Genomic DNA, 13,619 nt, shown 5'->3' on the forward strand with positions numbered 1-13,619 from the left:
GGTCCGCTCATGCCTGTGCCACCCTGAAGCATGCCGCGGCATGGGTGCCGCTCCCGAGATCGGGCTTGCCGGCCTCGCAGGGTTCGTAGTGAACTGGACACCGCGGACCGAACGCACAGCCCTGCGGCAGTCGCAGCAATGATGGCGGCGAACCGGGAATGGCCGGCAGGCGCCGTGGTTTTTCGCCGGTCAGCGGCGGGATCGAACCCAGCAGCGCGCGCGTATAGGGGTGTCGCGGATCGGAAAACAGCTCCGCGCGACTGCCGCGCTCCACCACGCGGCCGGCATACATGACCATGACCCGGTCGGCGAGTTCGGAGACCACGCCCATGTCATGCGTGATGAAGACGACCGCCGACTTGTGCGTCGCGCGCAGCTTGCGCACCAGATCGAGAATACCGGCCTGTACGGTGACGTCGAGCGCCGTGGTCGGTTCGTCAGCCACCAGCAGCGCCGGATTGCAGGACAAAGCCATTGCGATCACCGCCCGTTGACGCATGCCTCCGGACAGTTGGTGCGGGTAGCGCGACATCGCCTCGTGCGGGTTCGGAAAATTCACCTCGGCCAGCAGTTCCTCGACGCGCTCCATCGCCTTGGACTTGCTGATGTTGCGATGCGCGCGGATCTGTTCGGCGATCTGCCAGCCGATCGTGTAGACAGGCGTCAATGCGGTCATCGGATCCTGGAAGATCATCGCGATCTCGTTGCCGCGCAGCCGCCTGAGTTCGCGTGCGGGCAGTCCCACGAGTTCGCGGCCCTTGTAGCGGATCGACCCTTCGATGGTGGCGTTGGGATCGGTGATGAGACCCATGACGGCCAGCAGCGACACGGTCTTGCCGGAACCGGACTCACCGACGACACCGAGGATCTCGCTCTCCTCGAGGTCGAAGGAAACGCCATCGATGGCCCGCACCAGGCCATCATTTGTGCGGAAGGAAACTCTGAGGTCGCGCACCGACAGTATCATGATGTCCTCAGGCGCGGATCGAGAAGGATGTAGACGAAATCTACGACCGCATTGGCGATAACCACGAACATGGACGCATACATCACCGTCGCCATGATCATCGGCAGATCGAGATTCTGCAGAGCGTCATAAGTGAGCTTGCCGATGCCGTGCAGCCCGAACACCACCTCTGTCAGCAAGGCCGAGCCTCCCACCAGCGCGCCGAAATCCAGGCCGAACAGAGTGACGAAGGCGATGAGCGACGTGCGCAAGGCATGGCGCAGCAGGATGCGGGTTTCCGACAGCCCCTTGGCCCGGGCCGTGCGGATATAGTCTTCCTGCAGCGATTCGATGATTGCCGCGCGCAGCACGCGCCCGTAAATGCCGATATAGAGAATGGACAGTGTGATCCAGGGAATGACCAGGGTCAGAAACCAGCCCTTCGGATCGTCGGAGAAATTCTTGTAGCCGAGCGGTGGCACCCAGGAGAACGCCCAGCTGTCGTGGTAGCGGCTCTGGGTGATCAGGTTCATCACTTCGCCCAGCCAGTACACCGGCATCGAAATACCGAGCAGCCCCAGCGCCATCAGCAGCTTGTCCAGCCAGCTGCCGCGCGTGGCGGCGGCGGCGATGCCGATGATGATGGAGACGACCACCCACAGGATCGCCGCTCCGAACACCAGCGAGAGTGTGACCGGGATCGAATCCATGACCGCCGGCACCACCTTCCAGCCACGATTGACGAAGGAGGTCAGGTCGCCGGTGACGAAGATCTTCTCCATCATCGTCACATATTGCACGTAGAGCGGCCGGTCGAAGCCGAAGCTGTGGCGTACCGCCTCCAGCACTTCGGGCGATGCATTGCGGCCGGCGATGCGCGCCGCCGGGTCGGCGCCCGGCGTTGCGAAGAAAATCAGGAAGACGATGACCGAGATGCCGAACATCACGAACAGCATCTGGCCGAAACGGCGCAGGATGGCGTAGATCATCAGTCGCGCCCCAGCCGAACCTTGGAGCGCGGATCGAGCGCGTCGCGCAGGCCGTCGCCGAAGACATTGAGCGCCATGACGGAAACCGCGATCGCCAGCCCCGGCACCAGCGCCACCAATGGCCTGGTGTAAAGCAGCGCCTGTCCGTCCTGGATGATGGTGCCCCAGCTCGCGGCCGGCGGCTGCACGCCGATCGAAAGGAAGGAAAGCGCCGATTCCGTAAGCATGTTCAGCGCCATCATCAGCGGCACGAAGACGATGAGCGTGGTGGTAACGTTGGGCAGGATGTCGCGCCACAGGATGCGCCATCCCGGCACGCCCAGATTGATCGCGGCCAGCACGAACTCGCTTTTACGCAGTGCCAGAACCTGCCCGCGGATTGGGCGGGCCACATAGGGCACGTAGACGATGCCGATGATGATGACAGGCAGCCACAGACTGCCGGACTCGATCTGGATCGGTCCGATCGTGATGCCATGCGCGATGGTGACGATGGAGAGCGAAATCGCCAGCAGATAGATCGGGAACGCCCACAGTATGTCGAGGAACCGCGATAGCACCGTGTCGGTGACGCCGCCGAAATAGCCGGCGATCAATCCCGCCGCCGTGCCCAGGATCAGGGTGAAGATGGTGGCTGCTCCGGAGATCAGCAACGAGCTCAGCCCGCCATAGAGCATCCTGGCCATGACATCGCGCCCCTGGCTGTCGGCGCCGAGGAAATAATTGCCCAGCCGCCAGGTCGGGCCGAGCGGTGTGTAGCCAAGCCCGAGCCCTTCCGTCGATTGTTCCATCACTGGAACGTCGGCACCGTCGATCTGGATGACGGCGTCGAGCGTCGAGGCGAAGGGGTCCACGCCTGCCCATTTTGCATAAAGAGGCGCACTGAGGCAGGCAAGCACGATGAGGAGGAACACGGCCAGCGACGCCATGGCAGCCCTGTCCCTTGCCAGCTTCGCAAACGCGACGGCCCAGGGCCCTCGCGTCTTGCGCGGCGCGGCGACAGCTACGTTCGACACGGACGTGCCCCTCCGCGGTTCGTTACTGCACCCAGGCCATTACTGTACCCAGGATTGGGTGATCATCCAGTTGAACTGCCGGTTGAACTTGAAATTGCCGAGACGTTTGCTGACAAAGTCAAGCCGCTTCGGCGTGAAGAGGCCAACGGCGGGTGCCTTGTCGGTGACTTGCCTGTCGATTTCAGCCCACATTTTGTCGGCGGCTTTCTGGTCGGTGACGCCGAGGTCCAATGCTTTTTGCATCTTGGCGTCGATTTCCTTGTCGCAGAAGCCGGCGATGTTGATCGAGGCGTCCGAGCCTTCACGGAAGGAGGCGCAGCTGAACAGGATGTTCAGGAAATCCGAGGCCGCAGGATAGTCCTTGTACCACTGGGTGACGGACATCTGCACCTTGTTGTTGGTGTTCTGGATGTAGGTAAACTGGATGTTCGACGAGATCGGCTTGACGTCGGCGACATAGCCGATGCTGGTCAGCACGCTCTGCAGATAGACGCCGATGGACCGCGAAATGGCGGTGTCCTCGACGATGATCGTCACCTTCTGGCCCTTGGTGCCGGAGTCCTCGACGAGCTGCTTTGCCTTGTCGAGGTCTCCGGCCGACCATTTGGCGCCCGGATTCTTGGTGAAGGGGCAATAGTCTTCATGGCCGGGGAAGTCCGGCGGCAGGACCTGGCAGACCGGCGAGGCCAACACCTTGCCACCGAACAGCTTGACCAGCGTGTTGCGGTCGATCGCATAGGCAACGGCCTGGCGCGCTTTTTCATTGTCGAAGGGCGCGAGACGGTTGTTCAGCGGCGCGTACCACCACGCCGAAAGCGGCGAGATGTGCAACTGGTCCATGGATTTGCTGCCGAGTTCGCCGAGGCGGTCGCTCGGCAGAGCGTCGAACATCCAGTCCGCTTCGCCGTTCTGGATCGCGGTGACGGCTGCCTCTTCGGACAGGCCGAAATCATATTGGACGACATCCGGATAGCCGTCCGGCTGGGCTTCTTCGCTCCACTGCTTGAAATTGGGGTTGCGGGAAACCGTCATGCCCTTATTGGGGTCGAAGGCGGAGATCATGTACGCGCCGGTGCTGGGAATGGGCTTGGAACCCATGTCTTCGGCGGGCGTGTCCGCCGGCAGGACCACGGCATGCGGCAAGGCAAGCTTGTAGAGCAGCTCGGCATCCGGCTTGGTGATGTTGATGGTGATGGTGCCGGCCGCTTCGTCGCCGACAACGCCGCCTTCCAGCGTGCAGCTCTTGGTGTCGGCCAGGCATTTGTCCGCGCCGACGATGCCAGCATAGAACGTGCCGGAGGTGGGTCCGGAAACCTTGAAGATGCGCTGGAAGGAAGCGACGACGTCCTTCACGCCAAGATCCTGGCCGCTGGAGAACTTGATGCCCTTGCGCAGCTTGAAGGTGAAGGTCTTACCGTCATTGCTGACCTGCGGCAGGGCCTCGGCCAGATCGGGAACGATGGTGAAGCCGTCCATGCCCTCGGCCTTGCGGAAGGCCACCAGGCCGTCATAGATCGGCTGGTACATCTGCCAGCCCTGGTCCGTGTAATTGATGTGCGGATCGAGCGTTCCGGCCGCGGAGCGGGCCAGCAGGCGGATGGTGCCGCCTCGGTGCTCCTTGAGATATTCGGCCTGTGCCGGGGCCAGCCATGTACCGGCCAGCAATGCCGCGGCTGTTGCCGCCAGAAGCAGTTTCTTCATGTCTTCATTCCCCTTTTTTTCAGTTATCGTTGTGGTCCAGGAAGTCTCCCACCACCCGCATGCACGCATCTTGCTCTTCGACATGCGGCATGTGGCTGGAATGCTCGAATATCTCCCAGCGAGACCCCTTGATGCCGTCCTTGTAGGGCTGCACGGTCGCGGGCGTGGCCTCGTCGTGACGTCCGGAGATGATCAGTGTGGGAACATCGATGGCCGGCAGGCGCTCGACGATGCTCCAGTTCTTCAGCGTTCCGATGACATGGAACTCGTTCGGCCCATTCATCAGATTATAGACGGTCGGATTGCGCACGACCTGGGCGAAACTTTCCGTGACTTCGGGCGGGAAAGGCACGACCCGGCAGACATGCCGCTCGTAGAACACCATCGTCGCCGCCTGGTACGCCGCATCGTCCGTCGTGCCGGCCTGCTCGTGCCGGGTCAGAGTCTCCTGCACATCGGCGGGCAGATCCGCACGCAACCGGTTGGCCTCTTCGACCCACAGTTTCATGGACGCCGGTGAGTTGGCAATGGTCAGCGATTTCAGACCCTTCGGCCGCGTCACGGCATATTCGGCGCCCAGCATGCCGCCCCAGCTCTGGCCGAGCACGTGGAAGCCCGCCCGAATGCCGAGATGGTCGACCAGGTTTTCAAGCTCGTCGATGAACAGCCCAGGTGTCCAGAAATCGGCGCCCTTCTCAGGCAGTAAGGTGGAATTGCCGCAGCCCAACTGGTCATAATGAATGATGGCGCGATCCCTGCGCGCAAGAAGCTTGTAGGCATCGACATAATTGTGGGCGACGCCCGGGCCGCCATGCAGGATCACCACCGGCGCCTTTTCGCCACCGAGTTCGCCACTGACCCGATACCAGGTCTCGTGGGCCCCGAAAGCGGCCCGTCCTTCCATGCCGATGATCTCAGATGACATCCCAGTTCCCAGTGCGGTTGAAGGCATCTTGTATTTGTCCGTGACTGCGGGCGCCTAACTCATGTTTCGGCTGACCTGCACCCACTCTTCCAGCATCTGCACGCCAAATGCCGTGGCGCCTTGCCTGCCCAGAGGCCGATCGGTGTCGGTCAGTTCCTTGCTGGCGATGTCGAGATGCACCCAGGGGCGGTCTTCAGTGAAGTGACGCAGGAAGGCCGCCGCATAGGGAGCGTCGCCGTCTTCCATGTCCTTGGCATGATGCCGCAGGTCCGCGAACGGCGATTGCAGACCCTCATCATAGGCCCGGTCGAGCGGCAGCCGCCAGAACCGTTCGCCGACCGCTTCTCCGGCCGCGATCATCTGTGACGCGATGGCATCGTCGGTGCTGAACAGGCCGGCGAATATCGACCCCAGGCCACGCGTCACCGAATAGGTCAGCGTCGCCAGATCGACGATCACCGAAGGGTTGAAGCGCGTGGCTGCATAGTGGAGGCAGTCGGCCAGAAGCAGGCGTCCTTCCGCATCCGTGTCGAACACTTCCACGGTCTGTCCGGACGCCGTCGTGATGATGTCGCGCGGTTTGAGCGCGGTGCCGGATGGCATGTTCTCGGCGATGCCGAGAACACCGACAACATGTACCGGGCTGCCTTGCCGGGCGAGCGCGATCAGCAGGCCGACCACAGCGGCCGCTCCGCCCATGTCGGCTTTCATGTCGAACATTTGCGCTCCGCCCTTGATGCAGAGGCCTCCCGAATCGAAGCAGACGCCCTTGCCGACGAAAGCGAGTGGTTGAGCGGGCGCACCCTTGCCCCGGTAACGCAGGACAGCGACCCGGGGCGGGCGCGCCGAGCCCGATCCAACAGCAAGAAGCGCGTTCATGCCGAGCTCCTTCAGTTGCGCGGCATCGAGCATTTCGATGTCGATGCCGGCTTCACGCAGCGGCTCCAGATGATCATGGAAATTGTCGGGATGGAGATGGTTCGGCGGCAGGTTGACCAAGGTCCGCGCATATTCGACACCGTCGGCGATGGCATTCATCCGCGCCAGCGCCGCGGTCAGATTTGGGCCGCGGGCCCCGACCAGTTTCACCCGCAAGGTTCGATCCGCTCCCGCCCCTTGCCGCCGGTTGCGCATGTCGAAACGATAGCGGCGCAGCCGCATGCCGAGCGCGACACGCGCCAGGATTTCGGCTCCGGGCAGGTCAACGCCGGCGATGGGGTCCAGGACCAGCGTGGCCGCGCATTCTCCCTTGCCCTCCAGATGCGCGGCAAGCAGACCGCCAGCGCGTGCCAACGACAGGGCGGTTACGGTTTCAGCTTTGCCCAAGGCCAGGACGACCACGCGCTTAATCGATACGGCCTGAGGAGCAATAAGATCGATGCAGGTGCCGGATTCGGCCAAGGCGGCCGGGTCGGAGCAGGCGCGAGAGAGGATCCCGCTCATCTCGGCATCCAGGGCGACTGCCCGCGGGCCAAAGCCCGTGTGGGCAGTTTGCAAAATCACGACGACAGAGGCTTCGGCGGAAATCTCATCCGCGGTCTCGAAAACCGGCGCTGGCGATTGAGGCATAGGCTGGCGCTCTCTCCAATTGCGGCAATACCAGCCGGTAGCGAGCAACGCTTCGCTCGCCCCGGTGGAGACTGGTCAAGCCGGTCTCCGCCGTTCGTGGTATAATGCCGGTCCCCAAACAGTCGCTTTCTTGAGACGACTTAATTGCTCTTGCCTTCTGGGTATCCCCTAACGGGGCAGGCGATCAAACGCGAATTCTGCCCATATCGATTGACAAAAACTCAACTGACAATTCATGATCGGCCAATGGCCCTTCCCTCACTCAATGGCATGCGCGCTTTCGAGGCCGCCGCTCGCCTCGGCAGCGTCAAGGACGCGGCGGAAGAACTGCATCTGACACCCTCGGCTGTCAGCCGCCACATCCGCGCGCTTGAACGAAATCTTGGCCAGGACCTGTTCGAACGCGGTTTTCGCCAGATAACGCCAACTATCAGGGGCTCCTACTATGCACGCAGCCTCTCGGAGGCGTTCGAAGCCATCTGGCGCGCCACCGATGACGTCAGCCTCTCCGAGGGGTCGCGCCACGGCAAGATCCAACGTGTCCGGGTCTTGTGCGTGCCCACTGTTCTGAACCTTTGGCTGGCGGACCGGTTGCCGAACTTTCGCCGGTTGCATCCGTCGGTGGATCTGGAGATCTCCACTTCAGGCAAGCGCGCCAACTTCGATTTGGCCATTGTCGACGAGTTCGTCTACAAGGCCGGCCCGGCTTTGACGCTGCTGATCCCGCTGCTTTTGACGCCGGTCTGTGCGCCTTCGCTTCTGGAGGGGCCTGTGCCGCTGCGATCGCCGGCCGATCTGGTCAATCATCATCTGATCCATGAATGCGAAACCATGAGATGGAAGCGTTGGCTGGAGCAGGAAGGCGTTCTGGAAACGACGCCAAAATCCAGCACAACACTGGATGATTGCACCTTGATCATGCGCGAAGCGATCAATGGCGCGGGAATAGCGCTCGCGGACACGATGATGGCGCAAGATTTTCTGCAGCAAGGCAAACTGGTCGCCCCGTTCCGTGCCCGCCACACCTATCCGGCCGGCATTTACCTGCATCAGCGTCGCAGCATCGGCAACAAACCAGGCACCGGCCTGTTTCAGGATTGGCTGCTCGCCGAAGTCGCGGATCACAAGCAGCTTATGGCCATCACCTAGATGGCCCCCTACCGAAGATGTCGGGAGCCACCGCTTCAGATTGGAATCCCAGCGTCGAACTTCGAATCATCCGTGCCGGGCTCAGCGATGACCCACCATCGCCGTGCATCGATAATCGCAGTTCTCATTGAATATCTTTAAGGCCAAAGCCGGCAAATAGGTTGCTTGTCGGTTCCCCTGCGGCAGGCTTAACCTGCACGCGGCCAACGCGTGAGGGCGCGTGCTGCAAAAGGGGACCATTGCAATGACAATACAGGGTGCTTCACCTGATCTGTACAACGAGGATCTGGCTCCGGCCAAAGTTCGAAACTGGGGACCATTCTCGATCTTCAACGTCTGGACGTCGGACGTCCACAGCCTTTGGGGCTACTATCTTGCCGCCAGTCTGTTCCTGTTCTGCGGCGGCTTTGTCAATTTCATCATCGCCATAGGCATCGGATCGCTGATCATCTACGCGCTGATGAACATGGTCGGCTATGCCGGCGTGAAGACGGGCGTGCCCTACCCCGTGCTTGCCCGCGCCTCTTTCGGCATCTGGGGCGCCAACATACCGGCACTGGTGCGCGCCATCGTCGCCTGCTTCTGGTACGGCGCGCAGACGGCCGCCGCCTCGGGCGCGATCGTGGCGCTGCTGATCCGCACGCAGTGGTTCGCCGATTTCAATGCCAGCACGCATTTCCTCGGCCATACCGGCCTGGAGGTGATCTGCTTCGTGGTCATCTGGGGGCTGCAACTGCTGATCATCCAGAACGGCATGGAAACGGTGCGCCGCTTCCAGGACTGGGCCGGCCCCGCGGTGTGGGTGATGATGCTGATCCTGGCGATCTATCTCTGCGTCAAATCCGGGAGATTTGCCTTCACCAGCGACATCCCGATGGACGTGTTGCTGGACAAGACGAAGGACGCGGGCGTGCCCGGCACGCCCGGCTCGTGGACTTCGCTGTTTGCGGTGGCAGCAATCTGGGTCACCTATTTCTCGGCGCTCTATCTCAACTTCTGCGATTTCGCCCGTTACGCGCCGGACAAGGCATCGCTGCGCAAGGGCAACATCTGGGGTCTGCCGATCAACCTCATCCTGTTCTCGCTGGTCGCCGGCGTCACCACCATTGCCGCCTTTGACGTCTATGGCGAAGTGCTGCTGCATCCCGACCAGATCTCGGCGAAATTCGACAGCTGGTTCCTGGCGGCGCTCGCAGCCCTGACCTTTGCGGTTGCGACCCTGGGCATCAACGTGGTCGCCAATTTCGTCTCGCCGGCCTTCGACTTCTCCAACGTCTTCCCCAGGCAGATCGACTTCAAGAAGGGCGGCTATATCGCGGCCGTCATTGCCCTGCTGCTCTATCCCTTCGCGCCATGGGAAGGCAGTGCCGCTTCCTTCGTCAACATCATCGGCGCGACGATGGGGCCGATCTTCGGGGTGATGATGGTCGACTACTACCTGATCCGGAAGGGTGAGATCGACGTTGAGGCGCTTTACCGCGAAGACGGCGAGTTCCGTTTCCAGGGCGGCTGGCACGTCAATGCATTCATCGCCGCCGGCATCGGCGCCATCTTCTCGTCGATCCTGCCCAACTTCACCAACTGGCTGCCGTCCTGGTGGGGCGTCTATGGCTGGTTCTTCGGCGTGGCGATCGCCGGCATCATCTACTACGTGCTACGCACCGCCGCTTTAGGCGCCGGAGCGAAGACGGCAAAGGCTTGAAAATGAGGCAGTAGGCAGTAGGTGTGAGGGAGTAGAGAACTGCTTCCCTACTGCCTACTGCCCACCATCTCGGCCAGTTTTCGCACCGTGTTCCAGTTGCGTGAGGTACCGACGCCCAGACGCTTGTGGCTCGCTGCGGTCAGAAGCCGTGAACTGGGTGCGGCGCGCGAGAAGACAATCCAGATATTGCCAGCGACGGCGTGCATCTTTTCGTCTTTGCCGACATAGGAGCCGAGCGCCGTGACGGCTTCGTCCGGCACCGGCCGGCGCATCACGCGCACCGCCACCTGATCCGCGGTCGCATTCGATTCATCTGGAAACGGATTGCCGGCGGCAAGCTTCAGCCAGTCCTCGGCACCGCGCACGAGGATATCGACATGGCGGCCGAAGGTTTTTTCGAAGGCTGCTTCCAGCCGCTGTTCCAGGTCGGCGATATCAGTTGCCGGTGCCTCGAAGACCAGATTGCCCGTCGCCACCAGCGTGCGCGGGTTGTTCAGCCCGAGCTCTTCGGCCATGGCCTTGAGGTCGGCCATGACGACCCGGCGGCCCTCGCCCAGGATGATGCTGTAAAGCAGCGCGACATAGGTCTGCATTGCCGCCCGACCTGATCGCTACACCAACCGGCTCTGCTCCACCGCCGCCTCGATGAAACTGGCGAACAGCGGATGCGGGTCGAGCGGCCGGCTTTTCAGTTCCGGATGATATTGCACGCCGATGAACCAGGGGTGGTCTGGATACTCGACCGTCTCCGGCAGCACGCCGTCGGGCGACATGCCGGCGAATACCAGGCCGCAATCCTCGAGTCGCTCCTTGTAGTCGATATTGACCTCGTAGCGGTGGCGATGGCGCTCGAAAATCTGTGTGTCGCCGTAAATCTCGGCGATCTTGGAGCCCTTGGCGAGTTCGGCCTGATAGGCGCCGAGCCGCATCGTGCCGCCGAGATCGCCGGTTTCCCGGCGCTTCTCCAGCATGTTGCCTTTCAGCCATTCGGTCATCAGGCCGACGACCGGTTCCTCGGTCGGACCAAACTCGGTCGAAGACGCATGTTCGACGCCGGCCAGCGACCGCGCCGCCTCGATGCAGGCCATCTGCATGCCGAAGCAGATGCCGAAATACGGCACCTTGCGCTCGCGCGCGAACTTCGCCGCCAGTATCTTGCCTTCGGCACCGCGCTCGCCAAAGCCGCCGGGAACCAGGATGCCATGCACCTTTTCCAGCCATGGCGTCGGATCCTCCTTTTCGAAGATCTCCGATTCGATCCAGTCGAGCTTGACCTTGACGTGGTTGGCCAGGCCGCCATGCGACAGCGCCTCGATCAGCGATTTGTAGGCATCCTTGAGGCCGGTATATTTGCCGACCACGGCGATGGTGACCTCGCCTTCCGGATTGTGGATGCGGTTGGACACCGCCTGCCACGGCTCCATGCGCGGCTTCGGCGCCGGATCGATGCCGAAGGCGGCCAGCACTTCCGAATCGAGCCCTTCCCTATGGTATGCCATCGGCACATCGTAGATATGCGGCACGTCGAGCGCCTGGATCACGGCACTTTCGCGCACATTGCAAAACAGCGACAGTTTTCTGCGCTCTTCCTTGGGAATGGCGCGATCGGCGCGGACCAGCAGGATGTCGGGCGCGATGCCGATGCCGCGCAGTTCCTTGACCGAATGCTGGGTCGGCTTGGTCTTCAGCTCGCCGGCCGTCGGGATGTAGGGCATCAGCGTCAGATGCACGTAGACGGCGTTGTTGCGCGGCAGGTCGTTGCCGAGCTGGCGTATCGCTTCCAGGAACGGCATCGCCTCGATGTCGCCGACCGTGCCGCCGATCTCGCAAAGCACGAAATCATAGTCGTCATTGCCGTTGAGGACGAAATTCTTGATCTCGTCGGTGACGTGCGGAATGACCTGCACGGTTGCGCCGAGATAATCGCCGCGCCGCTCGCGCTCGATGATGTTCTTGTAGATGCGGCCGGTGGTGATGTTGTCCTGCTGATTGGCGGAGCGGCCGGTGAAGCGCTCGTAATGGCCAAGATCGAGATCGGTTTCCGCGCCATCATCAGTGACGAAAACCTCGCCATGCTGGTACGGCGACATCGTGCCCGGATCGACATTGAGGTAGGGGTCGAGTTTTTTGATGCGTGCGCGATAGCCTCGCGCCTGCAGGAGAGCCCCAAGGGCCGCTGCGGCTATGCCTTTTCCAAGTGAGGAAACCACGCCGCCTGTGATGAATACATATCGCGCCATGGGAGTCATCGCTTAACGCGGCCGGATTGATTCCGCCAGAGAAAAAACCACCGCGAAGGTTTTTTCCCAAGAAGGCGCTCGGATCGTGAACAGGGCAAAACAAAAGGGCCGGCTGAGCCGGCCCTTTCGGCAGGATGACGAAAACGTCAGATGATAACGACCTTGGTGCCAACCCTGACGCGGCTGTAGAGGTCCATGACGTGCTCGTTGATCATGCGGAAGCAGCCATTCGAGGCGCTGGTTCCGATCGACTGCGGCGCGATGGTGCCGTGGATGCGCAGATGCGTGTCCTTCTTGCCGTCATAGAGATAGATGGCGCGCGCGCCGAGCGGGTTCTGGCCACCGCCGGGCATGCCGTCCTTGTACTGGCCGTAATGCTTCGGCTCACGCTTCTGCATGTCCAGCGTCGGGATCCAGCGCGGCCATTCCTGCTTGTCGCCGACCGCAACCGTACCCTTGTACTGCAGACCCTCGCGGCCGACCGCAATGGCGTAGCGGCGGGCGGTGGAGGACGATTCGACGAGGTAGAGGCGCCGCGCGCTGGTGTCGATGACGATGGTGCCCGCATCGTAACCGCTGAATTCCACGTCCTGCGGCACGAATTCCGGCTTCACCTTGAACTGCTTCTTGGCTTCCCTCTTGGCGAGCACCTGGTCGAGAGCCCGTGTCTCAGGGAGATAGCTTATCGAAGACCCGGACGAGGTCCCGCCGAAGAGACCGGCGAACAGACCACCGTTGCTCGGCTGCTTCTGGCCGATGACCTCGCTGCGCAGCTCGCCATTGTTGCCGGTCAAGGCGACGTTCATCGCCTCTGCCGGAAGCGGCTCTGCCGATTGGATCGGCGCGATCGGTTCGATAGGCTCGATGATCTTGGCAACCTGCTTCTTGGCCGGCTTGGCATCGGCCACCTCGGTTGCCGGCGCGCTCTTGCCCTTCTTGGCAAGGAACGCCTGCCGTTCAGCGTCGGCCTTGGCCTTGGCCGCCTCGCGCATCGCCAGTTTCCTGGCTTCGAGCGCCTTGGCTTTGGCGGCCTCCTTGTCGGCAACGATCTTGGCCTCGATCTTCTTGATCTGGGCGAGGTCGTCGGGCGTCGGGTTTTTCTTCTTCTTGAGAAGCTTCAATTGCGACGCGTCACTTTTGACGGCGACGTTGATGGCGGAGGTTGTTTCAACCGAAGGCTGTGCGGCCATATTGGCTGGAACGCCAGCGAAAGCGGGGGAACTGATGCCGATTGCGGCACAAAGTCCCAGGAAAATGAAGCTGCGAAGCTGCATGGCGAAGATCCGATCGTTCTATGCTTGTTGCCCACGGCGTCGCCCAGCGCCCCCCAAGGGCGCCGGAAGTGCCGCGCGCAATCTATAGTCGAATAAGCGCGGGGGCCT

General features: G+C 62.0%; 11 protein-coding genes. 2 read left to right on the plus strand and 9 right to left on the minus strand.

Annotated features, from left to right (window positions below; translation table 11 throughout):
* Nucleotides 1-7: 7 nt before the first annotated feature.
* The 6 genes from NKI99_RS23850 to NKI99_RS23875 are packed head-to-tail and all read right to left on the minus strand — an operon-like array spanning nt 8 to nt 7,146.
* On the minus strand, nt 8-967 hold the full coding sequence (locus NKI99_RS23850) for an ABC transporter ATP-binding protein (RefSeq protein WP_013531724.1): 960 nt from the start codon (nt 965-967) through the stop codon (nt 8-10).
* The gene (locus NKI99_RS23855; protein WP_023813929.1) at nt 964-1,935 is read right to left on the minus strand and encodes an ABC transporter permease; all 972 of its coding nucleotides are present in this window, start codon (nt 1,933-1,935) and stop codon (nt 964-966) included. Before NKI99_RS23855 ends, NKI99_RS23850 begins: the two co-directional genes overlap by 4 nt.
* A complete protein-coding gene (locus tag NKI99_RS23860) occupies nt 1,935-2,951 on the minus strand; it encodes an ABC transporter permease (protein WP_063167981.1) in 1,017 nt (338 codons plus the stop codon). The genes NKI99_RS23855 and NKI99_RS23860 overlap by 1 nt, the downstream gene beginning before the upstream one ends.
* A 39-nt stretch (nt 2,952-2,990) precedes the next feature.
* Complete coding sequence (locus tag NKI99_RS23865) at nt 2,991-4,652, minus strand: ABC transporter substrate-binding protein (RefSeq protein WP_352612259.1); 1,662 nt, start codon at nt 4,650-4,652, stop codon at nt 2,991-2,993.
* 19 nt (nt 4,653-4,671) lie between these two features.
* Nucleotides 4,672-5,577, minus strand: a complete 906-nt coding sequence (locus NKI99_RS23870; protein ID WP_352612261.1) for a proline iminopeptidase-family hydrolase — start codon at nt 5,575-5,577, stop codon at nt 4,672-4,674.
* A 54-nt stretch (nt 5,578-5,631) separates the two neighbouring features.
* Nucleotides 5,632-7,146 (minus strand): leucyl aminopeptidase, encoded by a 1,515-nt coding sequence (locus NKI99_RS23875; protein ID WP_352612263.1) that lies wholly within the window; start codon nt 7,144-7,146, stop codon nt 5,632-5,634.
* A gap of 246 nt (nt 7,147-7,392) precedes the next feature.
* On the opposite strand from NKI99_RS23875, the gene NKI99_RS23880 reads away from it, so the two are divergent.
* Both NKI99_RS23880 and NKI99_RS23885 read left to right on the plus strand, forming a co-directional pair.
* Nucleotides 7,393-8,295 (plus strand): LysR substrate-binding domain-containing protein, encoded by a 903-nt coding sequence (locus tag NKI99_RS23880; RefSeq protein WP_023813924.1) that lies wholly within the window; start codon nt 7,393-7,395, stop codon nt 8,293-8,295.
* Between the two features lie 244 nt (nt 8,296-8,539).
* The gene (locus NKI99_RS23885; protein WP_352612265.1) at nt 8,540-9,997 is read left to right on the plus strand and encodes an NCS1 family nucleobase:cation symporter-1; all 1,458 of its coding nucleotides are present in this window, start codon (nt 8,540-8,542) and stop codon (nt 9,995-9,997) included.
* Nucleotides 9,998-10,044: 47 nt separating this feature from the next.
* On the opposite strand, the gene NKI99_RS23890 is transcribed toward NKI99_RS23885, so the two are convergent.
* From NKI99_RS23890 to NKI99_RS23900, 3 genes are all read right to left on the minus strand, one after another.
* Complete coding sequence (locus NKI99_RS23890) at nt 10,045-10,590, minus strand: DUF1697 domain-containing protein (protein ID WP_352612267.1); 546 nt, start codon at nt 10,588-10,590, stop codon at nt 10,045-10,047.
* A gap of 18 nt (nt 10,591-10,608) precedes the next feature.
* Entirely contained in the window at nt 10,609-12,246 is a 1,638-nt protein-coding gene (gene pyrG / locus NKI99_RS23895) for a CTP synthase (protein WP_352554855.1), read from the minus strand.
* A 137-nt stretch (nt 12,247-12,383) separates the two neighbouring features.
* Nucleotides 12,384-13,511 carry a L,D-transpeptidase gene (locus NKI99_RS23900; protein ID WP_352442406.1) on the minus strand — a complete coding sequence of 376 codons (1,128 nt, stop codon included), beginning with the start codon at nt 13,509-13,511 and terminating at the stop codon, nt 12,384-12,386.
* Nucleotides 13,512-13,619: the final 108 nt, after the last annotated feature.

The organism is Mesorhizobium sp. M0239 (assembly GCF_040321815.1).
Classification (GTDB): domain Bacteria; phylum Pseudomonadota; class Alphaproteobacteria; order Rhizobiales; family Rhizobiaceae; genus Mesorhizobium.